This window comes from Pseudomonas gingeri, from assembly GCF_013385425.1.
Lineage (GTDB): Bacteria > Pseudomonadota > Gammaproteobacteria > Pseudomonadales > Pseudomonadaceae > Aquipseudomonas > Aquipseudomonas gingeri_D.
The window spans coordinates 98,764-124,451 of record NZ_JACAQA010000004.1; the positions used below are offsets into that span (position 1 = coordinate 98,764).

The following is a 25,688-nucleotide window of genomic DNA, read 5'->3' on the forward strand; positions in this document are numbered from 1 at the left end:
GTTGCCTCGTCACAGGTCAGGACAGGACAAGCGGGAAGAGAAGTTCGAAGGATTTTACGTGGGTTTGGCGCGGATTGCCTGTTTCTTCTGAGGGCAGGTCCTTCTGCCTGGTCGCTCCGTGCTCGTTCAGAAAAGCAGCCCTGATTTGGCGGCACACAAGACGGCGGAAGCTTTGTTGTTGACCCCGAACTTCCTCATGATCGTGCTCATGTGAAAACCCACGGTGCGCGTGGTCAGGTGGAGAATGTCGGCAATCTCGGAGGCGGTCTTGCCTTCCGCGGTCCACTTCATGATCTCGGCTTCGCGCGGCGACAACGGGTAGCTGTTGTCCGACCGTGGGGTCGGCAGCAGCTTGTCTGCCAGCGCTGAATGCAGCCAGTTGCACAGCCAGAGCACTTGCCCTGCCTTGCTGTAGAACTCATCGGTGGTAATCGGGACCGAATTGCGCGCCAGACTCAAGGTACTGACGATGCCGCGAACGTCATGGACGGACTGTGAGCATCCTTGTCTCAACCCATGCTCTTGCATGTCTCTCCAGAGTGTTGGGGTGGATTGAAAGACCTCCGGGGACCAGAGGATCGGGAACACCGAACGATGACAGTGGAAAACCAACGGATCGATCGTTTGGTAGTTGTTGCGCTGATAGCATCTGTTCCATTCACTTGGGTAGTTGTTGAAGCTTGTGCTGTTTGTTTGATGGCTTCCGAGTAAGGTGGTCATTCTGAATGATACGTAGGTGAAACCTATTTGCATGGCCAGATTGAAAACTGCGTTGAAGATTGCTTGTTCTTCTTTTTCACTCATGAGCTGATGCAGTTGATTGTCCTGCCAGTTCTCCATTGAGGTGCCCTTCCGTGATTGCGTGTAACGGTCGAAGGTGACGGGAATAGTGTAGGAAAGATCCGTATTGCGGGCCGATGTTTTTTGCTCTCCGATGATATTTTTATCGACTTTAAAAAAAAGCAGTTATCGCGCGTCGTGCGGTAATTGAGGGCGGTTTGCTATCATTTTGGATTGTACCCTTGCGGAGGGTGTGGGTGTAAGTAGGGCCTTTGCGGACTCTGCAAGAGCTTCTATTTGTGAGTGTTTACTAAGTGCTGGTCGAAATGTTTTATATAAGCTGTTGTTTTCAGTTGTATGTGTATTTTTGTAATTAATGTGTATAAGTTTTCCGGAAATCCTATACCAACACAAAGTACCGGTGTTTCTCCCATGGACTTTGCGCGACACTGACGTTCACTGCCTTACGGAGAACGTCATGACTGCCAGCGCCGAGAAGTTCACCCGCCAGGTGCTGCACGATGTCCAGCCCTTGACCCCCAGTCTGTTCACCTTGCGCGCCAGCCGTGATGCCGGCTTTCGTTTTCGAGCCGGCCAGTTCGCCCGCCTTGGGGTGAGCAAGGCCGACGGTAGTGTCGTGTGGCGGGCTTATTCGATGGTGTCCTCACCCCATGACGAGTTCCTCGAATTCTTTTCCATCGTCGTGCCCGAGGGCGAATTCACCAGCGAGCTGAGTCGTCTGCGCGAGGGCGACACCTTGCTGGTGGACAAACAGGCATTTGGCTACCTGACCCTGGACCGTTTCGTCGACGGGCGCGACCTCTGGTTGCTGGCCACCGGCACCGGTATCGCGCCGTTCCTGTCGATCCTGCAGGATTTCGAGGTCTGGGAGCGCTTCGAGCGGATCATCCTGGTCTACAGTGCCCGCGAGGCGGCGGAGCTGGCCTATGGGGAACTGATTGCTGGTCTGGCCGGGCGCGATTACCTGGCCGAGCACGGCCACAAATTGCAGTTCATTGCCACGGTGACCCGCGAGCAGTGTCCGGGTCTGTTGAACGGACGCATCACTCACTTGATCGAGAGCGGCGAGCTTGAACGGGTGGCGGGGGTGGCGCTGTCACCCGAGCATTCCCGGGTGATGCTGTGCGGCAATCCACAGATGATCGATGACACCCGGGCGCTGCTCAAGCAACGGGGCTTGCAGCTCAGTCTGAGCCGGCGCCCCGGGCAGGTGGCGGTAGAGAACTATTGGTAGGGCGACACTGCGTTGTGGCAGTCAGGGCTTGTTGGCCTGGGCCTTGAGCAGGTCGCGGATCTCACCCAGCAGTTCCTCTTCCTTGGTCGGGATCGGCGGCACGGTCGGGGCTACCGCCTCTTCGCGCTTGAGCCGGTTGATGGCCTTGACCCCCATGAAAATGGCGAAGGCGACGATGATGAAGTCGATGCAGCTCTGAATGAATTTGCCATAGGCCAGGACCACGGCTGGCACATTGCCGTCGGCGGCTTTCAAGGTAATGGCCAGGGCACTGAAGTCGACCCCGCCGATGAGCAGCCCGATCGGAGGCATCACCACGTCGCCGACAAACGACGAAACGATCTTGCCGAAGGCCGCGCCGATGATGATACCGACGGCCATGTCGACCACATTGCCCTTGACCGCGAAGGCCTTGAACTCACTGAGCACGCTCATAGGTTATTCCTTGTTACAGATGAGTGGAGTGATCGCAGTGTAATGGAGCCGCGCGGATCTTGCAGGATGCGCGGAGCCGGCTGCGCTTGCTCTAATCGACCGGTTGCCCGGGGAAAAGTTTGCAAAGTGCCAGCAATCGCGCGAAATACGCGCCCTGGCGGCGGATGGCTCGTCTATTTTTTCAATCGACCTCTTCAGGCTTTTCTATTTAGAGAACCGGGCTTCAGTCACTAGCCTCTGGTCAGCGCATTGGAATGCGCTCTACAAAAACCAGAGGAGTCCGACATGAACATCATTCCTGCCCTTGGAAGCGTTTCTTCAAGGCGCGTGCTGTGTGTCTTGAGCGCCAGCCTGCTATCCCTGTCCGTCCACGCCGCGACCCTGACCCGTGATAACGGTGCCGCGGTCGGCGATAACCAGAACTCGCAGACCGCCGGTGCCGCCGGGCCGGTGCTGCTGCAGGACGTGCAACTGATCCAGAAACTCCAGCGCTTCGACCGTGAGCGTATTCCTGAGCGTGTGGTGCATGCGCGCGGCACCGGTGCCCATGGCACCTTTACCGTCACCGATGACCTGAGCGACCTGAGCAAGGCCAAGGTCTTTGCCGCCGGCAGTGCCACGCCGGTATTCGTGCGTTTCTCCGCAGTGGTGCACGGTAATCATTCGCCGGAAACCCTGCGCGACCCGCGCGGCTTTGCCACCAAGTTCTATACCAGCGAAGGCAACTGGGACCTGGTGGGCAACAACTTCCCGACCTTCTTCATTCGCGATGCCATCAAGTTCCCGGACATGGTGCATGCCTTCAAGCCCGATCCGCGGACTAATCTCGATGACGACTCGCGGCGCTTCGACTTTTTCTCCCATGTCCCTGAAGCCACTCGCACGCTGACCGAGTTGTACTCGGACTCCGGCACGCCGGCCAGTTACCGGGAGATGGATGGCAACGGTGTGCACGCCTACAAGTTGATCAATGCCAAGGGCGACGTGCATTACGTCAAGTTCCATTGGAAGAGTCTGCAAGGGATTCGAAACTTGGATCCAAAATCGGTGGTCGAAGTGCAGGGCAAGGATTACAGCCATATGACCCACGATCTGGTGGCGCATATCAACAAGGGCGAGTTTCCGAAGTGGGATCTTTATGTCCAGGTCCTGGCGCCAGAGGACCTGGGCAAGTTCGACTTCGATGCACTGGACGCCACCAAGATCTGGCCGGGCGTGCCTGAGCGCAAGGTCGGGCAGATGGTGCTGGATCGCAACCCGGCGAATGTCTTCCAGGAAACCGAGCAGGTGGCCATGGCCCCGGCCAACCTGGTGCCGGGTATCGAGCCGTCCGAGGACCGGCTGTTGCAGGGCCGGGTCTTTTCCTATGCCGATACCCAGATGTATCGTCTGGGGCCGAACGCGTTGCAGTTGCCGATCAACGCGCCGAAAGTCGCGGTCAACAACGGCAATCAGGATGGGGCGATGAACAGCGGCCACAGCAGCGCCGGGGTGAATTACCAGCCCAGCCGCCTGTTGCCTCGCGAGGAGCCGCAGGCGGCCCGTTACAGCCAATTGGCCCTGGCGGGCAGCACCCAGCAGGCGAAGATCCAGCGCGAGCAGAACTTCAAGCAGGCCGGTGACCTGTACCGCTCCTACAGCAAGAAGGAAAAGCAGGACCTGATCGAGAACTTCGGCGGTTCCCTGGCGGACACCGACGACGAGAGCAAGCACATCATGCTGTCGTTTCTCTACAAGGCCGACCCGGAGTATGGCGCGGGGGTGACCAAGGTGGCCAAGGGTGACCTGGCACGGGTCAAGGCGTTGGCGGCGAAGCTGGCGGACTAGCAATCCCCGATAGTTGTTGTGTCAGTGCCGGCCTCTTCGCGGGCAAGCTCCGCTCCCACAGGTTTTGTGTCGTACACAAAACCTGGGCTCGACTCAAATCCTGTGGGAGCGGAGCTTGTCGGGACGCCGCATCGCCGCGAAGAGGCCCTTGAACTCACCAAACACCTTCCGGCTTCCCACCGCAACGGAGTTTCTCCATGCGTATTTATGCTTTCCTGCTTTTACTGACCTGTGCCTTCGGCGCTTCAGCCCAAGAGGCACCGGTTCCCACCGACCCGGCCGCGCTCCAGGCGCAGCTCAAGGATTACTATTTCGATGCCGCCCGCCGTGGCGACGTCGAGATGCTCAACACCTTTATCGACGCCGGCTACAGCCTCGATACCCAGGACGACCAGGGCTACACCGCGCTGATCCTGGCGGCCTATCACGGCCAGGGCCCGGCGGTCGAACGCCTGCTGGCCGCCGGAGCCAATGCCTGCACCCAGGACAAACGCGGCAACACCGCGTTGATGGGCGCGATCTTCAAGGGCGAGGTGAGCATCGCCCGGCGCCTGCTCGCCACCGACTGCAACCCGGACCAACGCAACGGCGCCGGCCAGACGGCGGCCATGTACGCCGGGTTGTTCAAACGTACCGGGTTGCTCGACGCCCTGGCGGCCAAAGGTGCCAACCTCGACGCCGAAGATCCCCTGGGCAATAGCGCGGCGCGTCTGGCGGACGGCGAAATCCGCACGCCGGCGCCGCGCTGATCGCCGCCAGCTGAGCTATCATCGCGGTTTTGCGTGGGGGTTCAGATGGCCAAGGCCAAGCGCATGTACGGCTGCACCGAGTGCGGCGCGACCTTTCCCAAGTGGGCCGGCCAGTGCGGTGAATGCGGGGCCTGGAACACCCTGACCGAGACGATGGTGGAAAGCGGCGGTGCCGCGCCGCCCAGCGGTCGCACCGGCTGGGCCGGGCAACAGGCGCAGATCAAGACCCTGGCCGAAGTCAGCGTCGAGGAAATCCCGCGTTTTTCCACGGCGTCCGGGGAACTCGACCGAGTGCTCGGCGGCGGCCTGGTGGACGGCTCGGTGGTGCTGATCGGTGGCGACCCGGGCATCGGCAAGTCGACCATTCTGCTGCAGACCCTGTGCAATCTCGCCACGCGCATGCCGGCGCTGTATGTCACCGGCGAAGAATCGCAACAACAGGTCGCCATGCGCGCCCGGCGCCTGGGCCTGCCCCAGGACCAACTGCGGGTGATGACCGAGACCTGCATCGAAACCATCATTGCCACCGCCCGGGTGGAAAAACCCAAGGTCATGGTGATCGACTCGATCCAGACCATTTTCACCGAGCAACTGCAATCGGCACCGGGCGGCGTGTCCCAGGTCCGCGAGAGCGCGGCGCTGCTGGTGCGTTATGCGAAGCAGAGCGGCACGGCGATTTTCCTGGTCGGTCACGTGACCAAGGAAGGCGCCCTGGCCGGGCCGCGGGTGCTTGAGCACATGGTCGACACCGTGCTGTATTTCGAGGGTGAGTCCGATGGCCGCCTGCGCCTGTTGCGCGCGGTGAAGAACCGTTTCGGGGCGGTCAATGAACTGGGCGTGTTCGGCATGACCGACCGTGGCCTGAAGGAAGTCTCCAACCCCTCGGCGATTTTCCTGACACGGGCCCAGGAAGAAGTGCCGGGCAGTGTGGTCATGGCCACCTGGGAAGGCACCCGGCCGATGCTGGTGGAGGTGCAGGCCCTGGTGGACGACAGTCACCTGGCCAACCCGCGCCGGGTCACCCTCGGGCTGGACCCGAATCGCCTGGCGATGCTGCTGGCGGTCCTGCACCGCCATGGCGGGATTCCGACCCACGACCAGGATGTGTTCCTCAACGTCGTCGGCGGGGTCAAGGTCCTGGAGACCGCCTCGGACCTGGCGCTGCTGGCGGCGATCATGTCCAGCCTGCGCAACCGGCCATTGCCCCACGACCTGCTGGTGTTCGGCGAGGTAGGCCTGTCCGGCGAAGTGCGGCCGGTGCCCAGCGGCCAGGAGCGTCTTAAAGAGGCGGCCAAGCATGGTTTCAAGCGGGCCATCGTGCCCAAGGGCAATGCGCCGAAAGAAGCGCCGCCGGGGTTGGTGATCATCGCGGTGACGCGGTTGGAGCAGGCTTTGGATGCGTTGTTTGAATAATGATCGCTTCATCTATCAATCGACCTATTGGGAAGGGAGTCAAAGGATGAAAGGTTTCAACTCGGCCGTGCTGGGGTTGGGATTGGCCGTGTGGTGCGGCTTGGCAGGGGCGACAGAGGTGCCCGCCGGTTATCGCGTGGCCCAACAATTGCCGATCGATAACGGGCAGGTGTTGGAGATACTGGAGGACGTGCGGATGACTCCGGACCTGCATCGCGCCCTGTGGGGCAACGGTACGGAACCGGAAAGTATCGATGACCAGGTGCTCGCCGCGGATGTCGAGAACAAGCCGTTCGTCGACGCCCAGGTACGCTTGCTGGCGGCCTCCGGTGAGGCGCTGGAAAACAAAAGCCTGGGTTATCCGCTGGCCACGGTTGAGAAAGCCCCCCTGGTGGGTCTGCCGGCCCCGGCCTATTTCCTGACCATCGATGAAACGGCGCCGATGGGCACCTACAGCGGTCCGGCCACCCAGGTACTGATGCCGTCGACGGGCAAGCTCAACGCCACGGTCTATCGGACGGCGGAGGGCAAGAGCGAGGCGCTGTTCCTGGCCCAGACCGGCAAGGCGGCCTGGCAGGTCGGCGCGCCGACGGCGGACGGCGTGGCACAGATCCAGCAGGTGTCCTCGTCGCCGGCGAGCGAGGATGAAGAGTTCGTCACTACCTACCGGACTTATCGGTTCAAGAACGGCGCCTGGCAATTGTCGTCGCGGCAAGAGGCGGGGTATTGGGACACCGAGAGCGATTTTCCGCAGCGCTCGGCGTTTCCCTGATGGTGCCGGTGCGGGTTTGCCAGTGATTGCGAGGGGGTATTCACCGCCGCATCGCCGGCAAGCCGGCTCCCACAATTTTTCTAGGGCTTTGTTTACAGCTCGATCAGGGCGCCCAGTTCCCGTTCGAGTTCCGCCGCGTCGGCCAGATTCAACTCGATCAGGCGCCGCAGGTGCTGGATCGATTCCAGGCCGATATGCAGGCACTTGAAGCCCAGGTGGTCTTTTTCCCGGTGCACCAGTTCGGCATCCATTTCGACATGGGCGTTTGCCGCCAGGCGAATGTCGACGCGGAAGATGCCCTCGTTGCTGTCATCCCAGGTGCCGGGTCGCTGAAGTAGCAGCCCCTTGAGCGACAGGTCGATCAGATGCGCCGACCAGACGGTGGAGCCCTGGCTGAGGGTGGTGTCGGCGTCGAAATCAATACGTTTGAATTGGCGTCGATTGGAATGCGGGTCGCTCATGACGTGGCTCCTTGGCGTATTCACTGACTATAGCCTCCACAGCCAGCAGGAGCGAATGTATAGCCGGATACCACACGATTTGTGCTGCCGTGGGCCAGGGTGGGTGGCCATTGCAAGCCATCGCTCAGGGGCAAAAAAGCCGTTCTCGAGCAATGTCGGGTATGGCCTTTGGCCCTGTTGGCGCTAAACTCAAGGTAGCTGTCTTTCTTGTCCTCTCTGGCTGGAATATAAAAATGAAAAATAATAATAGCCCGCTACGCCACCTACCCTGGCTGCTGCTGGCAATCGTTGGAGCATGCGCCCTGGGCGTAGTGGCCTTGCGCCGCGGCGAGGCGATCAACGCCTTGTGGATCGTGGTCGCCGCTGTGGCGATCTATCTGGTTGCCTATCGTTACTACAGTTTGTTCATCGCCAACAATGTCATGCAGCTCGATGCCAATCGGGCCACGCCGGCGGTGCTCAATAATGACGGTCTGGACTATGTGCCGACCAACAAACACATTCTTTTCGGTCACCACTTCGCGGCCATCGCCGGCGCGGGACCGTTGGTCGGGCCGGTGCTGGCGGCGCAGATGGGGTATCTGCCTGGCACGCTCTGGCTGATCGCCGGTGTAGTCCTGGCCGGTGCGGTGCAGGACTTTATCGTCCTGTTCCTCTCCACCCGCCGCAACGGCCGTTCCCTGGGCGATATGGTCCGTGAGGAAATGGGCCGCGTGCCGGGGACCATCGCCCTGTTCGGCTGCTTCCTGATCATGATCATCATCCTCGCGGTGCTGGCGCTGATCGTGGTCAAGGCCCTGGCCGAGAGCCCATGGGGTATCTTCACGGTGATGGCGACCATCCCGATCGCGATGTTCATGGGCATCTACATGCGCTATATCCGCCCGGGCCGCATCGGTGAAATCTCCATTGTCGGCGTGCTCCTGTTGCTCGGCTCGATCTGGCTGGGCGGGCAGATTGCCGCCGACCCTGTGTGGGCCAAGGCCTTCAGCTTCACTGGCGTACAGATCACCTGGATGCTGGTCGGTTACGGTTTTGTGGCAGCAGTGTTGCCGGTCTGGCTGATTCTGGCGCCGCGCGACTACCTGTCGACCTTTCTCAAGATCGGCACCATCATCGCCCTGGCGATCGGCATCCTGATCACCATGCCCGTGCTGAAAATGCCGGCGCTGACCCAGTTCGTCGACGGCACAGGTCCGGTCTGGAAAGGCGGCCTGTTCCCGTTCCTGTTCATCACCATCGCCTGCGGTGCGGTGTCCGGTTTCCACGCGCTGATCGCCTCCGGGACCACGCCCAAGCTGCTGGACAAGGAAACCAACGCCCGTTATATCGGTTACGGCGGCATGCTGATGGAGTCCTTTGTGGCCATTATGGCGATGGTCGCCGCTTCGGTGATCGAGCCAGGCGTGTACTTCGCCATGAACAGCCCGGCGGCGGCGGTCGGCAGTGATGTGGTGACGGTGGCACAGACCGTCACCAGTTGGGGCTTTGCGATCACCCCTGACGCCCTGCTGGCCGTGGCCAAGGACATCGGTGAAACCACCGTGCTGTCACGTGCCGGCGGTGCGCCGACCCTGGCGGTCGGTATCGCGCAGATCCTCCACCATGTCCTCCCCGGTGAGAACAGCATGGCGTTCTGGTACCACTTCGCGATCCTGTTCGAAGCACTGTTTATCCTGACGGCGGTGGATGCCGGTACCCGTGCCGGACGTTTCATGCTGCAGGATCTGCTCGGCTCCTTCGTCCCGGCGCTCAAGCGCACCGAGTCCTGGACCGCCAACCTGATCGCCACCGCCGGATGCGTGGCGATGTGGGGTTACCTGCTGTATCAAGGCGTGATCGACCCGTTGGGCGGCATCAACACCTTGTGGCCGCTGTTCGGTATCTCCAACCAGATGCTGGCCGGTATCGCGCTGATGCTCGGCACCGTGGTGCTGATCAAGATGAAACGCCAGCGCTATATCTGGGTGACCTTGCTGCCTGCCGCCTGGTTGCTGATCTGTACCACCACCGCCGGCTTTATCAAGCTGTTCGACGCCAATCCGGCCATCGGTTTCCTTTCCCTGGCGAAGAAATACAGCGTAGCGTTGGAGGCAGGGCAGGTGATCGCCCCGGCCAAGGACATCAACCAGATGCAGCACGTGATCTTCAATGCCTATACCAACGCGGCGTTGACGGCACTCTTCCTGTTTGTGGTATTCAGTGTGCTGTTCTATGCCATCAAGGTCGGTGTCTCGGCCTGGGGCAACAAGGAACGCACGGACAAAGAAACCCCGTTCCAGGCCGTGCCTGAAGCGTAAAAGAGGAATACCGCCATGTTCAACGACCTGAGTCGCCTCGGTAAATACCTCGGTCAGGCCGCGCGCCTGATGGTCGGCATGCCCGACTACGACACCTACGTCGAGCATATGCAGAACAAGCACCCGGACAAGCCGGTCATGACCTACGAGGCGTTCTTCCGGGAACGCCAGGAAGCCCGTTATGGGGGCAAGGGCGGGCCGAAGTGCTGTTGACCCGGGTGGCGCTCTCTTGAGGGCGTACCGGGTTATTCAAGGCTGAACACTGTCACTGTGGGAGCCCGGCTTGCCGGCGATGGCGATCTTGCGGACGCCATCGCCGGCAAGCCGGGCTCCCATCGTTTTTTTAGCGTATGGGAGATTTCTGTTTGTCAGTTCCTATTCCTGTGACCGTCCTGAGCGGTTTCCTCGGCGCCGGCAAGACCACCTTGCTGCGCCATCTGCTCAAAGCCGAGCACGGCCTGAAAATCGCCGTGATCGAGAACGAATTCAGCGACGCCGGCATCGACACCCAACTGCTGGGTGCCGAGCCGGTGCAAGTGATGACGCTGTCCAACGGCTGCGTCTGCTGCACCATTCACACTGACCTGACCAAGGCCCTGTATCTGCTGCTGGAGCGCCTGGACAGCGGCGAAATCGCCTTCGACCGACTGGTGATCGAGTGCACCGGTCTGGCCGACCCGGCCCCGGTGGCGCAGACCTTTTTTATCGACGAGGAATTGCGCGAGCGTTATCTGCTCGACGGCATCATCACCCTGGTGGACGCGGCCCATGCCGAGCACCACCTGACCCAGGCCATCGCCCAGGCGCAGATCGGTTTTGCCGACCGGCTGCTGGTGAGCAAGCGTGACCTGGTGGATGAAGCGACGTTTACGGCCTTGAGCGAACGGCTGACGCGGATCAATCGCCGGGCACCGATCCGTATCGTCGAGCACGGCAACATTGATCTGGCCGAACTGCTCGATGTGCGCGGCTTCAATCTCAATGCCGACCTGGGTGGCGGCTTGAGTTTGCGTCCGGTCAGCAAGGCCGCATCCATCGACCGTATTTCCAGCCTGGTGCTGCGTACCGATCAGCCGCTGGATATCGACAAGCTCAGCGAGTTCATGAACGAACTGCTGGAAGATCACGGCAAACAGTTGCTGCGCTACAAGGGCGTGTTGAATATCGCCGGGGAGCCCCGGCGCATGGTGTTCCAGGGGGTGCTCAAGCTGTACGGTTTCGACTGGGATACCGAGTGGGAAGAGGGCGCGGCGCGGGAGAGCGTGATCGTGTTTATTGCCGATGACCTGCCGGAAGAGAAGATTCGCGAAGGCTTTGCGAAGGTCGCGACGGCTTGATGTGAGCACTGTGGTGACTGGGCAAACCCTGATGCCGTTCAGTTAAGGCCGAACACCGTCCTTGTAGGAGCATGGCTTGCCAGCGAAGGGGGCCTCAAGATCGCTAAAAGCTTCGCGGGCAAGCCCTGCTCCTACAGGTTAAGTGGCGTTTTCAGTATTCCATTCCCCTCGACATGAACGGCATTAAGGCAAGCCCGCTCGCCACGGTTGGGTCCGCGTTTAACTGGGACGGCTGGCTTCCTGGGAAGATTTTGGCGGACTCAGGACCACTGCAGGACGCCAAGCTGATCCAGGTACTCCGTCAGCCATTCGACGCCGACTCCGGCATTGCCGTTTTCCACGGCATTGACGATGGCCTCACGTACTCGCCAGTCCTCGTTGCGCGCCGAATGTTGCGCCAGGGCCAACCCGGTCAGCGGCACCAGCCCGCTGAGAAAGTGCGCCAGGGGGGCGTTGCCGGCCATCCTCGCCAATTCCAGATGAAACTCGCCCCCCAGCCTTGTCGCCGTGCTCTGCCGGCCAGTTTCGGCATTCTGGCGTTCACGGGCGACCAGCGTGCGAAGCGCTGCAAACGTCAGTCCAGCGGACTTGGCGCAAACCAGCTCGATAACGCTGATCTCGGCCAGCCGCCGCGCTTGCAGGGTCTGGCGGATCTGTTCGGCGTCCGGCTCGGCGACCCGGGCGCGTTGGTTGGGGCGGGTAAGAATGATCTGTTGCCGCGCCAGACGGCTCATGACCCGGCGCACCTGGCTGCGACCCGCGCCGTAGACGCGTATCAGGGCCTCTTCACTCAACCCCTCGGCAAACTGGCGGTCGAGGATGTCTTCGAACACCTGGGCGTAGAGCGTCTCGGCGCAGAAAGCCGGGCCCTGTGGCGGCACCACGGTACGCCGGGTGGTGAAGGGCAGGGATGTCGCAACGCTGTTCATATCCGGTCTCCCCTTGGCGGGTGGGTTATTGCTCGGTACTGCCCAGATGGTCGTCCGGGATGGTGAGTTCGATGCCCATGCGTCGGCCTTCCTGGAGGATATGGCGACGCATTTCCGCGCTGGCCAGGGCGCTGTTCTTGTTGCGGATGGCGCGCACTACGGCCTCGTTTTCCAGCAGGCGTTCCGCCAGGTGTTCCGGCGAATTGCGCAGGACCTCGGCGCTCTGCTTGAGGGCGTTGCTGGTCTGTTGCACCACGTTCTGGAAGATCGGGTTGGCGGTCAGGGCGAACAGCTCTTCATGGAAGGCGATGTAGGCGTTCATCCCGGCTTCGCTGTCGTCGGCCTCCAGGGCTTCGCGCATGTCCATCAGGGTCAGGCGCAGTTGGCCGACTTCCTTGCTGCTGATGGACTGCGCCACCAGCCCGACGATAAACGGCTCCAGGGTGTAGCGCAGTTGCAGCACATCTTCGAGGCTGGCGTCGGCCACGCCGCTGTGGGCGGTCGAGGTTTCGCTGGGGGCGGCGTCGAGCACCACCACCCCTTTGCCCGGCATCGAGCGCACCAGGCCAAGGGTTTCCAGCACGGTCACGGCTTCGCGCAGGCTCGGGCGGCTGATGCCCAGCTGTTCGGCCAGTTCACGCTGGCCCGGCAGCATCTCACCACGGCGCCACTGGCCCCGGGCCAGGGCCGCCCGGAGTTTTTCTACGACTGAATTGACAACGGTTGAGGTAATCACGGTGTACTCCAGATAAAACGGTGAGGCCACGACCCGAGGCCGGCGCTTGTTTCGCGGGCCAGGGGCCAGTACCGGCGCCCGTCCCCGGGCGCCTGGCATCAAAACTCCTGCTGATGAGCCGGTGTTGCCGGCTTTCTCGGCGTAAAGGCATAACCTTGCTGGCCATCGAGGACCTTGTGGGCCCGCTGCACATCGATGTCCTTTTCCCAGCGGGCGATGGCCACGGTCGCCACGCAGTTGCCGACCAGGTTGGTCATGGCCCGGCCGATGCCCATGAACCAGTCGACCGCCAGCACCAACACCAGCCCGACCACCGGGATCGCCGGAATGGCCGTCAGGGTGGCGGCGAGGATCACCAGGGCCGAGCCGGGAATACCGTGGGCGCCTTTGGAGGTGATCAGCGACACCAGCAGGATGGTCAGCAGGTCGGTCAGCGCCAGCGGGGTGCCGGTGGCATTGGCGATAAAGACGATGGCCAGGGTCAGGTAGATCGAGAAACCGTCCAGGTTGAACGAGTACCCGGTCGGGATCACCAGGCCCACCGTCGAACTGCCTATCCCCAGGTGCTCGAGCTTGCGCATGACCTGCGGCAGCACGGCATCCGAGGACGCTGTACCCATCACGATCAGCAGGTCTTCGCGCAGGTACTTGAGGAAGGGCAGGATCCGCAGGCCGGACAGGCGCATCACCAGGCCGAGGATCACCAGCACGAAGCACAGGCAGGTCACGTAGAACAACGCCACCAGGCTGCCGAGCTGGCGCAGCGAGTCCAGGCCGTAGGTGCTGGTGGTGAAAGCGATGGCGCCGAAGACGCCAATCGGCGCCAGGCGCACGATCATGCCCATGATGCGGAAGATCACGTGGCTGAGTTCATTGATCAAGCGCGAGATGCCTGACGCCGACTCGCCCACCAGGTTCAGGGCGCTGCCGAACAGTACGGAGAACAGCAGCACCTGGAGAATGTTGTTGTCGGCAAAGGCGCCGATCACCGAGTTGGGGATCAGGTCCATCAGGAACTGCGTGGTCCCGCGCATATGCTGGCCACGGTCGGCGAGGTCGCCCAGGGCCACCTTGGACAGCTGCTCCAGATGAATATTGGCGCCACTGCCGATGCCGGTGGAAAAGGCCAGGATCAGCCCGATCAACAGGGCGATGGTGGTCAGGACTTCGAAGTAGATCACCGATTTGAGGCCGATCCGCCCGACTTTCTTCAGGTCGCCGGCACCGGAGATGCCGCTGACCACCACGCAGAAGACGATCAGTCCGATCAGCATCTTGATCAGCTTGATAAAGCCGTCGCCGAGGGGTTTGAGTTGGACGGAAAATTCGGGAAGGGCGAGTCCGCAGATGATGCCGAGCACCAGTCCAAGGACAACCTGAAGGAAAATCGAACGCGAGCACCATCTGAGCATGGGGAGGATCCTGGTCGGTGTTCCGTGATCCGGGCCTGTGGCCGCAGCTTCGGAACTTAATTGTTGTGGTCTTACCGGTATGTCCAGTGCGGGGCCAGTCTACGCCCGGTTTTTCCCGGATAACAAGGGATTTTCGCGAAATTGGTTGGACCGGTCTGACCAGTAATGCTGGTCCTGTAGGAGCTGGCTTGCCGGCGATGAGGCCCGCAAGTGCGATGCAAGCCTTCAGACCGCCATCGCCAGCAAGCCGGCTCCCACAAAATGGTGCTCCGCCGCAAGGTGCTGCTTTACTGCGAAGGGGCGACGGACGGCGAGTTTCCTCCAGGCGAAAAAAAGCCCGGCCATGGCTGGCCGGGCTCTTGGAGGGGGACCGAGTGGGCGCGGGTTGACGGCACGTCTTCGGTTCTAGAAGCAGCGAACCGTCTCAGCCTGGAGATACTTGCGGGCCATTTTGACTTCCGCGCCTTGCGCGGTGGCCGCGAGCATTCTTTCGTGGGCGACTTCGACGCCTTGGGGGGCTTGGGGTGAAGGTGTGAGTGCAAAGCAGTTGTACTCGTTATCCGTGGTGGTGTCTGCGTGTACAGCCGTGGTGAGCGCGATGCTGAACACGGCCAGTGTGGCGCCTCGGATAATGGGTTTTATCATGGCTGAAACCTCGTTTTGAATGAGGTATCAGCATGTCCTTTACGCATCGCCAGACGTATTGGCGAAAGTCGTCAGTGACCGACAGGTGTTTCCGGCTTTGTGTCTGAAAGCTGATGGCAAGGTGTAAAGGCTTTGCTTTTACAGGGGACAAAAACACCAATGCCCCGACAAGTCGGGGCATTGGTTTCAGTCTACCGGCCTGTCGGCCAGATGGGCTTTCAGCGAACCGCTATCAAGCGCCGTAAACCGGCAGCTTCTTGCAGATCGCCTTGACCTTCTCGCGAACGGCGTCGATCACCGCTTCGTTATTCAGGTCAGCCAGGATGTCGCAGATCCAGCCGGCCAGTTCGCGGCAGTCGGTTTCCTTGAAGCCACGGGTGGTGACAGCCGGGGTACCGAAACGCAGGCCGGAGGTGACGAACGGGGAGCGTGGGTCGTTCGGCACCGAGTTCTTGTTCACGGTGATGAAGGCTTTGCCCAGTGCGGCGTCGGCGTCTTTACCGGAGATGTCCTGCTTGATCAGCGAGAGCAGGAACAGGTGGTTCTTGGTACCGCCGGAAACCACGTCGAAACCGCGCTCGATAAACACTTCGGCCATGGCCTGGGCGTTTTTCACCACTTGTTGCTGATAGGCCTTGAACTCAGGCTGCAGCGCTTCCTTGAAGCAGATCGCCTTGGCCGCGATTACGTGCTCCAGCGGGCCGCCCTGGGCGCCCGGGAATACGGCGGAGTTCAGCTTCTTCTCGATCTCGGCGTTGGCGCGAGCGAGGATCAGGCCACCACGTGGACCGCGCAGGGTCTTGTGGGTGGTGGTGGTGACCACGTCGGCGAACGGCACCGGGTTCGGGTAGACGCCAGCGGCGACCAGACCGGCCACGTGGGCCATGTCGACGAACAGGTAGGCACCGACCTTGTCGGCGATGGCGCGGAAACGTGGGAAGTCGAGGATCTGCGAGTAGGCGGAGAAACCGGCCACGATCATTTTCGGCTTGTGCTCGACCGCCAGGCGCTCGACTTCGTCGTAGTCGATCAGGCCATTGGCATCGATACCGTATTGAACGGCGTTGTACAGCTTGCCGGAGGAGGAAACGCTGGCGCCGTGGGTCAGGTGACCGCCATGGGCCAGGCTCATGCCCAGGATGGTGTCGCCGCCTTGCAGCAGGGCCAGGTAAACGGCCGAGTTGGCCTGGGAGCCGGCGTGTGGCTGGACGTTGGCGTAATCGGCGCCGAACAGTTCCTTGGCACGGTCGATGGCCAACTGCTCAACCACGTCGACGTATTCGCAGCCGCCGTAGTAACGCTTGCCCGGATAGCCTTCGGCGTACTTGTTGGTCAGGACCGAGCCCTGGGCTTCCATCACCGCGGGGCTGGTGTAGTTTTCCGAGGCGATCAGCTCGATGTGCTCTTCCTGGCGCTGAGCTTCTTGCTCCATGGCGGCAAAGAGATCGGCGTCGTACTTGGCAATAGTCAAATCACGGCTGAACATGGCGGTCCTCAAGGATCGGGGGCAGAAAAGAAGGCATTCTAACCCAATGGGTTTTATCTGGCATATGAAAGGGCATCATGTCGCGGATAAGCGGCGCTCACTTGAGGGTGGCGGCGCCTGGGCTGACGCTTTCGCGGGCAAGCCCTGCTCCTACAGTATTGCGTCGGTCACGAGTTCCGCGTGCGACACAAACCTGTAGGAGCAGGGCTTGCCCGCGAAGAGGGCCGAACAGGCGCCACAGGGGCTCAATCGAACATGAACAGCGCATCATTGCTGAACTGCGCTTCAAAGCGATTGGGCGCCATCGGCCGGCCGAACAGATAACCCTGCACTTCGTCGCAGCCGTGCTCGCGCAGGAAGTCGAGCTGCTCGTGGGTTTCCACGCCTTCGGCGATCACCGCCAGGTTCAGGCTGTGGGCCATGGCGATGATCGCCCGGGCGATCTGCGCATCCTGTTCGCCCGACGGCAGGCCGTCGACGAAAGTGCGGTCGATCTTCAGCACGTCGATGGGGAACTGCTTGAGGTAGTTCAGCGACGAGTAACCGGTGCCGAAGTCGTCCACCGCGATGCTCAGCCCGAGGTTCTTGAGCCCTGCGAGAATCAGCATGGCCTCGCTGACTTCGCGCATCAGGATACTTTCCGTCAGTTCCAGCTCCAGACAGGCCGGCGAGACACCGGTCTCCTTGAGAATATTGGCGATCCGCTTGCCCAACTGGCCGTCGGAGAACTGCCGCGCCGAGATGTTCACCGAGACCTTGGGCACCCGCACCTTGGCCAGGTGCCAGGCCTTGAGCTGGCGGCAGGCTTCGGTCAGGACCCAGTCACCGACATCCACCACCAGCCCCAGCTCTTCCAGTACCGGAATGAAATCCCCTGGTGGCACCAGGCCACGCCGTGGGTGGCGCCAGCGCAGCAGGGCTTCGGCACCGGTCAGGCGCTTGCCGTCGCCGCTGAACTGCGGCTGGTAATACAGCACGAATTCGTTCTGCTCCAGGGCGTGGCGCAGGTCGCTTTCCAGCTCCAGGCGTTCCAGGGCGCTGGCGTTCATATCGGCCTGGTAGAACTGGAAGTTGTTCTTGCCGCGTTCCTTGGCGTGGTACATCGCGGTGTCGGCGTTTTTCATCAACTGGCTGAGCTCGCTGCCATCCTGCGGGCTCAGGGCGATGCCGATACTGGCGGTGACGAAGAACTCGCGGCCTTCAAGCACGAACGGCGTCACCAGGCTGGTGAGAATCTGCTCGGCGACATTGATGGCCCGGTTCAAGGCCATTTCCCGAGTGGCCCGCGGTTGCAGCAGGAGGGTGAACTCGTCGCCGCCCATGCGCGCCACGGTGTCGTCGTCGGCCACGCAGGCCAGCAGGCGGGTAGCCATTTCCTTGAGCATGCGGTCGCCGGCGGCGTGGCCCAGGGAGTCGTTGATCGGCTTGAAACGGTCCAGGTCGAGGAACATCAGCACTACCCAGGACTTCTGCCGCTCAGCCTGCTGCAGGGCGGTGTGCAGGCGGTCCTGGAACAGCGTGCGGTTGGGCAGGTGGGTCAGGGCGTCGTAGTAGGCCAGGCGGTGAATCCGTTGTTCGCTGGCCTTGCGCTCGCTGATATCGGTGAAGAAGCACACGTAGCTGGCCAGGTCGCCTTCATCGTCGAGCACCGCGGTGATGCCGACCCAGGCCGGGTAGTGCTCGCCGTTACGGCGTTTGAGCCAGACTTCGCCTTCCCAGGTGTTGTGCTGCTCCAGTTGCTTGAGTACATAACGCAGGTGGGCTTCCTGCTGGTCGTCGACGGTGAGCAGGTTCGGCAACTGGTCCAGCACGTCGGCCACGGCGTAACCGCTGACCCGGCTGAAGGCTTCGTTGGCCTGGACAATGTAGCCGGCCGGGTCGGTGATCAGGATCGCCGAGGTCGAGTGCTCGAAAACCGTCGCGGCCATGCGCAGGTCTTTTTCCGCCCGGCGTTGCTGGCTGATGTCGCGGCCGACGCCGAGGATGCCCTCGAAGGCGCCGTGTTCGTCCCACACCAGCACCAGGCGCAATTCGATGGGAATCTTGCGGCCGTCGGCTTTCAGGCAGTCGAACAGGAACAACTGGGTCTGCACCTGTTCGCGCAGTTCGGTCAGTTCCTCGGGTTTGTCCAGGGCCTTGCTGACCCGCTCCATCAACAGGTAGATGCCATTGAGTTGCTGTGGGTTGGCAATGGTCGACTGCCAGCCATGCTGGAACACCCAGTCGACTTCATAGCCGAGCACCGCATGGACCGACGGGCTGACGTAGTTCAGGCTCAGTCGGCTGTCGGTGGAGAAAATCACGTCGCTGATGCTTTCGGCGAGCATCCGGTAGCGTTTCTCGCTGTCGCGCAGGGACTCGCTGGCCTCGATCTGGTCGGTGACGTCCTTGGCCACGCCGATGATGCGCGTGACCTGGTCATACTTGTCCCGGGCCAGGGCCTGCTCGCGGACCTCGAAGTGCCGCCAATGCTCGTTGCGATGGCGGAAACGCAGCTGGCACTGGAGCAACTGACTGTAACCGGCGTGGCGCTGCTGCTGGCGCAGGCGATGATAGTGCTCGGCGTCTTCGGGGTGCAGCAGGATTTCCCAGAAGTATTCGCCCATCTGGTGCAGCTCGGTCTTGTTGTAGCCGAGGGTCTGGCCCAGGTGATGGTTGCTGAAGATCATCCGCTGGCTGATCACATCCTGCACATACAGGTGATCCGGCACGGTACGCACCACATCCGACCAGAAGCCCTCGCGTTCCAGCAACGACAGTTCGATCAGCTTGCGGCTGGTGATATCGGTGATGCTGAGGATCACCGAGGAATAGTCGCTGGCGTCCTCCGGCAGGCGCATGACCAGCCACAGGTGCTGGTCCTGGCCTTGGCCGGCGCTCAGCTTGATCTCCAGTTCCAGCTGGTTCTGGCGGTTGAGCAGCGCTTCGACCAGCGAGTAGCCGATACCGGCGGCATTGCTCGGGCAGCCGTCGATCAGGCAGCTCCAGGCGCTTTCGCGGGAGTCGACATTGAGCAGGCGCAGGGCCACCAGGTTGACCTCGGTGATCCGCAGTTCCTGCATCAACAGCCGGCGGTGCTCGGGGTCATGGGCGATCCAGTGCTTGAGCAGTTCGCTGTCCAGCAGGCGATGCTGTTCGAGGAAAACCGGCAGCCCGGAAAGGTCGAGGACGCACAAGGCAACGCCGGTACCCTCGAAAATATCCTGGTAGCGCCGGCGTCCTTCAGTGACCTGCAACTGGCGCCGCCGCATGTTGAGCAACGCCAGCACCGGCAGCAGCGACAACCCCAGCCCCAGCAGGCATTTGCCGATCAGGGCCGGCAGCAGGTCCTCGATCACCTTGCGCGGGTCGAACAGGCCGCGCAGTTGCCAGTCGCTGTTGGACAGCGGCGTGATCAGCACGCTGTTGGCCTCTTCGTCGGTGCTCAGCGGCACCGGCGTGGGGGCGATATCGTCGTCCCGGCTGATCACCAGGTGATTGTTGCGGTTTTCGATCAGCCAACTGGCCCCCGATTCCTGATTGCCCGGGCGGGTGAGGTCCTGGAACAGCCGGGGTGACAGGCGCAGGACCCAATAGCCGTTGCTCTCGCCGCTGGCCTGCTGCAACAACAGGTGAACGGCCGAGCCGTGATCGTCATTGGTGAAGTAGTAGGTCTGCTTGCGGTTGCTGTGCTTGACCTGTTCGACGAGGAAGGCGGCGTCATGGCTGTCGGTGGCGCTGTCGCTGATCAGGGCGCCCTTGGCGTCGAGCAGGGCGATGCTTTGCAGGTCCGGCATCGACACCCGTACCCGGTCGAGCAAGGCCAGGAGTTCTTCGCGGTTGTTGGGTTTGTCGACGATCGGTAGTAGATTGAGGGCGATCTGCGCATTGAGCGCCATGTTCAGGCTGACGCGCTGGGCCAGGTCGGCGCTCGAGTCGATGCTGTTCTGGCGTTGCAGTTGGCGGGTTTGCTGGAATTGATCGATCAGTTGCCAAAACAGCAGGACGAGCAGGAACAGCACCAGCGTGGCCAGTATGCCTTTGAGTGTCCCGCGCAGCGGTGGAGTCGAGGCCGGGTTGGCTGCGCGCGCGGACGATGGCGGATTGGCGTTGGTCAAACTGTGATCCTGCGGTTGGGCTGGATTGGCGCGACATGCACTATAAGCCGGACGCCCGAAGGGCGGCTAGCATGCCTTGAGTTGTGGCAAAGTGCCAGTCCTGTTCGACCGAGCGGTTTGCCCTGTCTGCCGCATTCAGGTAGTTTTACCGGTTACGCGCCAGCAATTCACGCTCCCCATGCAAGGGTATCGACCGGTGCGGCCATGGATTGAACTCTTGGCTGGCACACGGGGCCTGTTCACTGCGGGTACCGCTCGCGCCCTTATTCATCTGTCACTGACGCTAGGTTCTCCATGGCTCAATACGTCTTCACCATGCATCGGCTGAGCAAAGTTGTTCCGCCGAAGCGGGAAATCCTGAAAAACATCTCCCTGTCGTTTTTCCCGGGCGCCAAGATCGGCGTGCTCGGCTTGAACGGTTCGGGTAAATCCACTCTGCTGAAAATCATGGCGGGTGTCGACACCGAATTCGACGGTGAAGCCCGGCCGATGCCCGAGCTGAATATCGGCTATCTGCCCCAGGAGCCGCAACTCGATCCGAGCAAGACGGTCCGTGAGGTGGTCGAGGAAGCGGTCAGCGTGATCAAGGACGCCCAGGCCCGCCTGGATGAAGTCTACGCCGCCTACGCCGATCCTGATGCCGATTTCGACAAGCTGGCCGCCGAACAGGCCAAGCTCGAGGCGATCCTGCAGGCCAGCGACGGCCACAACCTGGAACGCCAGTTGGAAGTCGCCGCCGATGCGCTGCGCCTGCCGGCCTGGGACGCCAAGGTCGAACACCTGTCCGGCGGTGAAAAGCGCCGTGTGGCCTTGTGCCGCCTGCTGCTCTCGGCCCCGGACATGCTGCTGCTCGACGAACCGACCAACCACCTGGATGCCGATTCCGTGGCCTGGCTGGAGCACTTCCTGCACGACTTCCCGGGCACCGTGGTTGCGATCACCCACGACCGTTACTTCCTGGACAACGTCGCCGGCTGGATTCTCGAACTCGACCGCGGCGCCGGTATCCCGTACGAAGGCAACTACTCGGGCTGGCTGGAAGCCAAGTCCGATCGTCTGGCCGCTGAATCCAAGCAGCAGTCGGCCCATGAAAAGGCCATGAAGGAAGAACTGGAGTGGGTGCGCAAAGGCGCCAAGGCTCGCCAGTCGAAATCCAAGGCCCGTCTGCAGCGTTTCGAAGAAATGCAGTCGCAGGAATTCCAGAAGCGCAGCGAGACCAACGAGATCTATATCCCGGCCGGTCCGCGCCTGGGCGACAAGGTCATCGAATTCAAGAACGTCAGCAAGGGTTATGGCGACCGCGTACTGATCGACAACCTGTCGTTCAGCATGCCCAAGGGCGCGATTGTCGGCGTGATCGGTGGTAACGGTGCCGGTAAGTCGACCCTGTTCCGCATGCTGATGGGCAAGGAAACCCCGGACTCGGGCAGCATCGAGATCGGTGAAACCGTGCAGCTTGCTTGTGTGGACCAGAGCCGCGACGACCTCGACGGCAGCAAGACGGTGTTCCAGCAGATTTCCGACGGTTCCGACCAGATCCGTATCGGCAACTACGAGATTCCATCGCGCACTTATGTGGGGCGCTTCAACTTCAAGGGTGGCGACCAGCAGAAGTTCGTCAAGGACCTGTCCGGTGGTGAGCGGGGTCGCCTGCACCTGGCGCTGACCTTGAAAGAGGGCGGCAACGTCCTGCTGCTCGACGAACCGTCCAACGACCTCGACGTGGAAACCCTGCGTTCCCTGGAAGAAGCCCTGCTGGACTTCCCGGGCGCGGCGATTGTGATCTCCCACGATCGGTGGTTCCTGGACCGGGTGGCGACGCATATCCTGGCCTATGAAGACGATTCGCAGGCGGTGTTCTTCGAAGGCAACTACACCGAGTACGAAGCCGATCGCAAGAAGCGCCTCGGCGATGCGGCGGCCCAGCCGCACCGTGTACGGCACAAGAAACTGGCCTGATCGGGTCGGTGGTTGAAAAGCGGAGCCCCTCGGGGCTCCGTTTTTTTTTATTGCACGCCGCTAAGCCGGTTCGATCCTCACGATCTCGATCGACTGATCCCCCGCCGGTCGTTTCCATAGCACTTCATCCCCCAGGCGCGCACCCAGCAACGCCCGACCCAGGGGCGAGCCCCAATTGATCAAACCTCGAGGGGCATCCGCCTCGTCCTCGCCGACCAGTTGCACCTGCTGCTCTTCGTCCTGTTCATTGGCGAAGGTCACGCGACTGCCGATCTGCACCACCTCGGTGGAGGTCGCCGGCGTGGCGAGCTGGGCACTGGAGAGGCGTTGGTTGAAGTAACGCAGGTCGCGCTCGATATCGGCCTGGCGCTGTTTGTCGGCGGCCTCGCCCAGGGCGTTTTGCTGGCTGTATTCGGCTTGCAGCGCCGCCACGCGGGCGTGCAATTGCGCCAGGCCCTGTGGGGTGACGTAATTGGGCTGGGTACTGACCTGGCGCTCCACCGGCTGCTCGGCCTGGGCGGCGGCGTTGTCTTCGTTGACGAAGGCGCGGCTCATGGCAATCTCCCGTTCATGGGTATCCGACCATGCTCGCAGGGTTTGGGTTTGCCGGTATATCCGTAAGCGACCTGTGGTGGTTGGATCTGCACCGTGTCGGCTTTCCGAGCAGAGCTCGACGTTCGCAGATTCAGGCCTGATACAGGCGCAATGAGCGGTTTGTGAGGCTGGGTGGTAAATTTTTACGACGCCGGTCGTTCTTTTTGATTGTAGGGTAATACGACGCCGGGCGCCCTGCGTCAGGTGTTTCGGCCCCGCGTGGAGGCGTGGGGCGATTGCAGCCAAAGAACGCGAGTGTTGTGTATGAGTTGTTTCAAATCCCATGGCGTGGGTGTCGGCCTGACCTTGTCCGCCTGTGTCGCCATGGGTGAGCCATTGCCCGAGAGCTCCCTGTTGGACCGCTACGGCGTGACGCCGGACCAGTTGCCTGCGGCCACTCAGGTGGAGAAGCCTGACGAGAAGTCACCCAGCCTGTTTCAGTTGAAGCCCGAGGCACCGGTGGTGGATATCCGCTTCGGCGAGCGAACGGCGCCGGAGGAGGTGGGTAATATCACGATCGACAATATGGCCAGGCGCGATTATGAGCGTTGTCTGCGTTTGCAGGGAGAGTTGCTGGATCGTCGTAAGTCCGGGTTGCCGAACGTACAGTGGCAGGCGCCGCTCAATAGTGATACCACTTCACCTCCAGCATCACCTCGTTCTCCGGCGTGGCCAGCTTGCTGAACTCGCGCTGGGCGCTTAAGCGCAGGCCCAGGTTGCGCGACAACTCCCATTGCTGGTTGAGGCTCAGGCTGCGACGCACTTCGCCATTGATGAAATAGTCGCCCTTGGCCTCCAGGCTCAGGTTGCCCAGCGGGTTTTTCCACAACAGGCCGGTGTCGAACCCCGCCGCCGGCGAAACAATCGCCGCGAAGTCCGCGTTGTGTTCGACCCGCACGGTGCCCAGGGCAAACCCCAGCACATCGTCGCCCAACTGCCAGGTGCCGCCCGCGCCGCCGTTCACATGGCTGACCAGGGTCTGGTCGTCGTGCCGCCCCGGCACCCGCTCCAGGCCGCCGGTGACTTGCCACGACCACGGCTGCAACAGCGCATTGCGCGGCGTCAGCGAGCGGATGGTCGCCAGGTCCAGTTGCTGCAACTGCCAGTGATTGCCTTCGTACTGGCGCAGTTTCATCTGCAGGATTTCTATCTGTGCGCCGAGGGGAAAACTCTCGGCATTGTCGTTGAGGTCGTGATAGGCCATGCGCAAGCCATACTCGCCGAATGTCCGGCTGCCCCGGGTGCCGACCCCGGCCTGCCAGGTGCGCGACTCATGGCCGTTTTCCGGCAGGCCCGGACGCTCGATCTGCAGCTCCGGCGGCGGGTTCTGGTTGATCGCCCGCAGCAGCTCGAAGCTGCGCTGGGCTTGTACCGGATCACGTTCCTGGCCATTGGCCCGGTAGCGTTCGAGTCTATAGGCGGCGTCGATGATCAGCGCCTGGCGAGCCTTGGCCAATTGCTTGAAGCCGGCCGATTGCAGTTGCTGCGCGTCGGCACTGACTTTCAGCACCCACTGCTGTTCCTCGGGATCCAGCGGTTTGGCCCGCTCCAGTAGTTCGCGCTCGCGGGATGGCCGGTAGTCGATCCTGTCCACCAGTCCCGCGTCCTTGACCGCCTTGACGGTGTCGGTGGGAATCGCGGTCAGCGGAAACTGTGCGGTCAGGTGCAGGCTCGGACGCGCCACCTGCAACAGTTCCAGCAGGCGGTAGGAGCAGTTTTCATCGAAGAAGAAGTAGTCGAACTGGATCTGCTTCAACTCCCAGACATGCTCGACCATGCGCTGGGTCTCTTCGGGCGTCAGGTTCAGCCGGTATTCCCACAGGTCGCGGTTCTCCAGGCTGCGGTATTCGGAGAGCTTTTCCTGGTAGGGCACCATGGCGAACAGGCCCGGATAACCCCCCGCCAGGCCTTTCCAGGCATAGAGGATGCTGTTGTCGGAACCTTCGATATAGGCGCCGAAGTTGATCGCGTAGCTGAGCAGGGCGGTCTGGTCGCGCTGCACACCGGCCGGGTCGATGCGCAGCAAAGTGTGGCCGAACATCGACGACGGGCTGTTCAGGTAGGCCGCCGGGAAGATCATCACCGTGCTGTGGGGCGCGACATCCTTGAACCACTGGTTGAATTCCGTGCAATCGGGGGCGGGCAGGTCGGTCAGCTGCAGTTGCGCCTTGAGCCAGCGCGTGCGGGCCGGATAGACACACTGGGGATGCTGGTTGCCGAGGCTGGCCGGGGCATAGAGGGCGTCGAGGGTGGCTTGCAGTTCCGCGTCCGGGTGATGGGCACCGTCGGCCGCGACGAAATATTTTTTGTCGCTGACATAACTGCGCCAGCCGCCGAGCTTGGCCGTCTCGTAATGGCCGAGGGAAATCCAGAACGGGTCATGGGCCAACTGCTGCAAACGCTGGGTGTCGAGGTGCGGTGCGGCGTACAGCGGGGCGCAGGCACAGAGCGCCAGGTAGGCAAGGCGTTTGAGCATGGTGGGCAACTGTTGTCAGACGAAA

At 61.8% G+C, this 25,688-nt stretch carries 21 protein-coding genes; 10 read left to right on the plus strand and 11 right to left on the minus strand.

Annotated elements, in window-relative coordinates; all coding sequences use genetic code 11:
• Positions 1–126: 126 nt before the first annotated feature.
• Positions 127–840, minus strand: coding sequence for a helix-turn-helix transcriptional regulator (locus tag HX830_RS06055; RefSeq protein WP_103498102.1), 714 nt, complete (start codon positions 838–840; stop codon positions 127–129).
• Between the two features lie 418 nt (positions 841–1,258).
• Between HX830_RS06055 and HX830_RS06060 the strand changes: the two genes are divergently transcribed.
• On the plus strand, positions 1,259–2,035 hold the full coding sequence (locus HX830_RS06060; protein WP_177099312.1) for a ferredoxin--NADP reductase: 777 nt from the start codon (positions 1,259–1,261) through the stop codon (positions 2,033–2,035).
• Positions 2,036–2,056: 21 nt separating this feature from the next.
• Here HX830_RS06060 and mscL read toward each other — a convergent pair whose 3' ends face one another.
• A complete protein-coding gene (gene mscL, locus HX830_RS06065; protein WP_177099314.1) occupies positions 2,057–2,470 on the minus strand; it encodes a large-conductance mechanosensitive channel protein MscL in 414 nt (137 codons plus the stop codon).
• Between the two features lie 285 nt (positions 2,471–2,755).
• Between mscL and katB the strand changes: the two genes are divergently transcribed.
• The 4 genes from katB to HX830_RS06085 all read left to right on the plus strand — a co-directional run bounded on the left by katB (position 2,756) and on the right by HX830_RS06085 (position 7,231).
• Positions 2,756–4,297 carry a catalase KatB gene (gene katB / locus HX830_RS06070; RefSeq protein WP_177099316.1) on the plus strand — a complete coding sequence of 514 codons (1,542 nt, stop codon included), beginning with the start codon at positions 2,756–2,758 and terminating at the stop codon, positions 4,295–4,297.
• A 197-nt stretch (positions 4,298–4,494) separates the two neighbouring features.
• Positions 4,495–5,046 carry an ankyrin repeat domain-containing protein gene (locus HX830_RS06075; RefSeq protein WP_103499710.1) on the plus strand — a complete coding sequence of 184 codons (552 nt, stop codon included), beginning with the start codon at positions 4,495–4,497 and terminating at the stop codon, positions 5,044–5,046.
• Positions 5,047–5,091: 45 nt separating this feature from the next.
• A complete protein-coding gene (gene radA, locus HX830_RS06080; RefSeq protein WP_100941462.1) occupies positions 5,092–6,459 on the plus strand; it encodes a DNA repair protein RadA in 1,368 nt (455 codons plus the stop codon).
• A 46-nt stretch (positions 6,460–6,505) separates the two neighbouring features.
• Positions 6,506–7,231, plus strand: coding sequence for a hypothetical protein (locus tag HX830_RS06085; protein ID WP_177099318.1), 726 nt, complete (start codon positions 6,506–6,508; stop codon positions 7,229–7,231).
• Positions 7,232–7,323: 92 nt separating this feature from the next.
• Here HX830_RS06085 and HX830_RS06090 read toward each other — a convergent pair whose 3' ends face one another.
• Complete coding sequence (locus tag HX830_RS06090) at positions 7,324–7,692, minus strand: PilZ domain-containing protein (protein ID WP_152741773.1); 369 nt, start codon at positions 7,690–7,692, stop codon at positions 7,324–7,326.
• 233 nt (positions 7,693–7,925) lie between these two features.
• Between HX830_RS06090 and HX830_RS06095 the strand changes: the two genes are divergently transcribed.
• The 3 genes from HX830_RS06095 to yjiA all read left to right on the plus strand — a co-directional run bounded on the left by HX830_RS06095 (position 7,926) and on the right by yjiA (position 11,329).
• Positions 7,926–9,992, plus strand: a complete 2,067-nt coding sequence (locus HX830_RS06095) for a carbon starvation CstA family protein (RefSeq protein WP_177099320.1) — start codon at positions 7,926–7,928, stop codon at positions 9,990–9,992.
• A gap of 15 nt (positions 9,993–10,007) precedes the next feature.
• Positions 10,008–10,205: a YbdD/YjiX family protein gene (locus HX830_RS06100; protein WP_017123431.1), complete on the plus strand. Its 198-nt coding sequence runs from the start codon at positions 10,008–10,010 to the stop codon at positions 10,203–10,205.
• Between the two features lie 137 nt (positions 10,206–10,342).
• Positions 10,343–11,329, plus strand: coding sequence for a GTPase (yjiA, locus tag HX830_RS06105; protein WP_177099323.1), 987 nt, complete (start codon positions 10,343–10,345; stop codon positions 11,327–11,329).
• A 260-nt stretch (positions 11,330–11,589) separates the two neighbouring features.
• On the opposite strand, the gene HX830_RS06110 is transcribed toward yjiA, so the two are convergent.
• The 6 genes from HX830_RS06110 to HX830_RS06135 form a co-directional block, all read right to left on the minus strand.
• Positions 11,590–12,258: a GntR family transcriptional regulator gene (locus HX830_RS06110; protein ID WP_177099325.1), complete on the minus strand. Its 669-nt coding sequence runs from the start codon at positions 12,256–12,258 to the stop codon at positions 11,590–11,592.
• A gap of 25 nt (positions 12,259–12,283) precedes the next feature.
• Positions 12,284–12,994 (minus strand): FadR/GntR family transcriptional regulator, encoded by a 711-nt coding sequence (locus tag HX830_RS06115; RefSeq protein WP_103497061.1) that lies wholly within the window; start codon positions 12,992–12,994, stop codon positions 12,284–12,286.
• A 98-nt stretch (positions 12,995–13,092) separates the two neighbouring features.
• A complete protein-coding gene (locus HX830_RS06120) occupies positions 13,093–14,406 on the minus strand; it encodes a C4-dicarboxylate transporter DctA (RefSeq protein ID WP_103497059.1) in 1,314 nt (437 codons plus the stop codon).
• 405 nt (positions 14,407–14,811) lie between these two features.
• Positions 14,812–15,051 (minus strand): hypothetical protein, encoded by a 240-nt coding sequence (locus tag HX830_RS06125; RefSeq protein WP_177099327.1) that lies wholly within the window; start codon positions 15,049–15,051, stop codon positions 14,812–14,814.
• A gap of 232 nt (positions 15,052–15,283) precedes the next feature.
• Positions 15,284–16,537, minus strand: coding sequence for a serine hydroxymethyltransferase (gene glyA, locus HX830_RS06130; protein WP_103497057.1), 1,254 nt, complete (start codon positions 16,535–16,537; stop codon positions 15,284–15,286).
• Between the two features lie 245 nt (positions 16,538–16,782).
• Positions 16,783–20,634 (minus strand): sensor domain-containing protein, encoded by a 3,852-nt coding sequence (locus HX830_RS06135; RefSeq protein WP_177099328.1) that lies wholly within the window; start codon positions 20,632–20,634, stop codon positions 16,783–16,785.
• A gap of 294 nt (positions 20,635–20,928) precedes the next feature.
• Here HX830_RS06135 and ettA point away from each other — a divergent pair, with 294 nt between their 5' ends.
• Positions 20,929–22,593 carry an energy-dependent translational throttle protein EttA gene (ettA, locus tag HX830_RS06140; RefSeq protein ID WP_100941451.1) on the plus strand — a complete coding sequence of 555 codons (1,665 nt, stop codon included), beginning with the start codon at positions 20,929–20,931 and terminating at the stop codon, positions 22,591–22,593.
• A 60-nt stretch (positions 22,594–22,653) separates the two neighbouring features.
• Here the strand turns inward: ettA and HX830_RS06145 are convergent, their stop codons facing one another.
• On the minus strand, positions 22,654–23,148 hold the full coding sequence (locus tag HX830_RS06145) for a GreA/GreB family elongation factor (protein WP_177099330.1): 495 nt from the start codon (positions 23,146–23,148) through the stop codon (positions 22,654–22,656).
• A 303-nt stretch (positions 23,149–23,451) separates the two neighbouring features.
• On the opposite strand from HX830_RS06145, the gene HX830_RS06150 reads away from it, so the two are divergent.
• Positions 23,452–23,871: a hypothetical protein gene (locus HX830_RS06150; RefSeq protein ID WP_256350415.1), complete on the plus strand. Its 420-nt coding sequence runs from the start codon at positions 23,452–23,454 to the stop codon at positions 23,869–23,871.
• Here the strand turns inward: HX830_RS06150 and HX830_RS06155 are convergent.
• On the minus strand, positions 23,810–25,663 hold the full coding sequence (locus tag HX830_RS06155) for an Lnb N-terminal periplasmic domain-containing protein (protein ID WP_177099332.1): 1,854 nt from the start codon (positions 25,661–25,663) through the stop codon (positions 23,810–23,812). The genes HX830_RS06150 and HX830_RS06155 overlap by 62 nt on opposite strands.
• Positions 25,664–25,688: the final 25 nt, after the last annotated feature.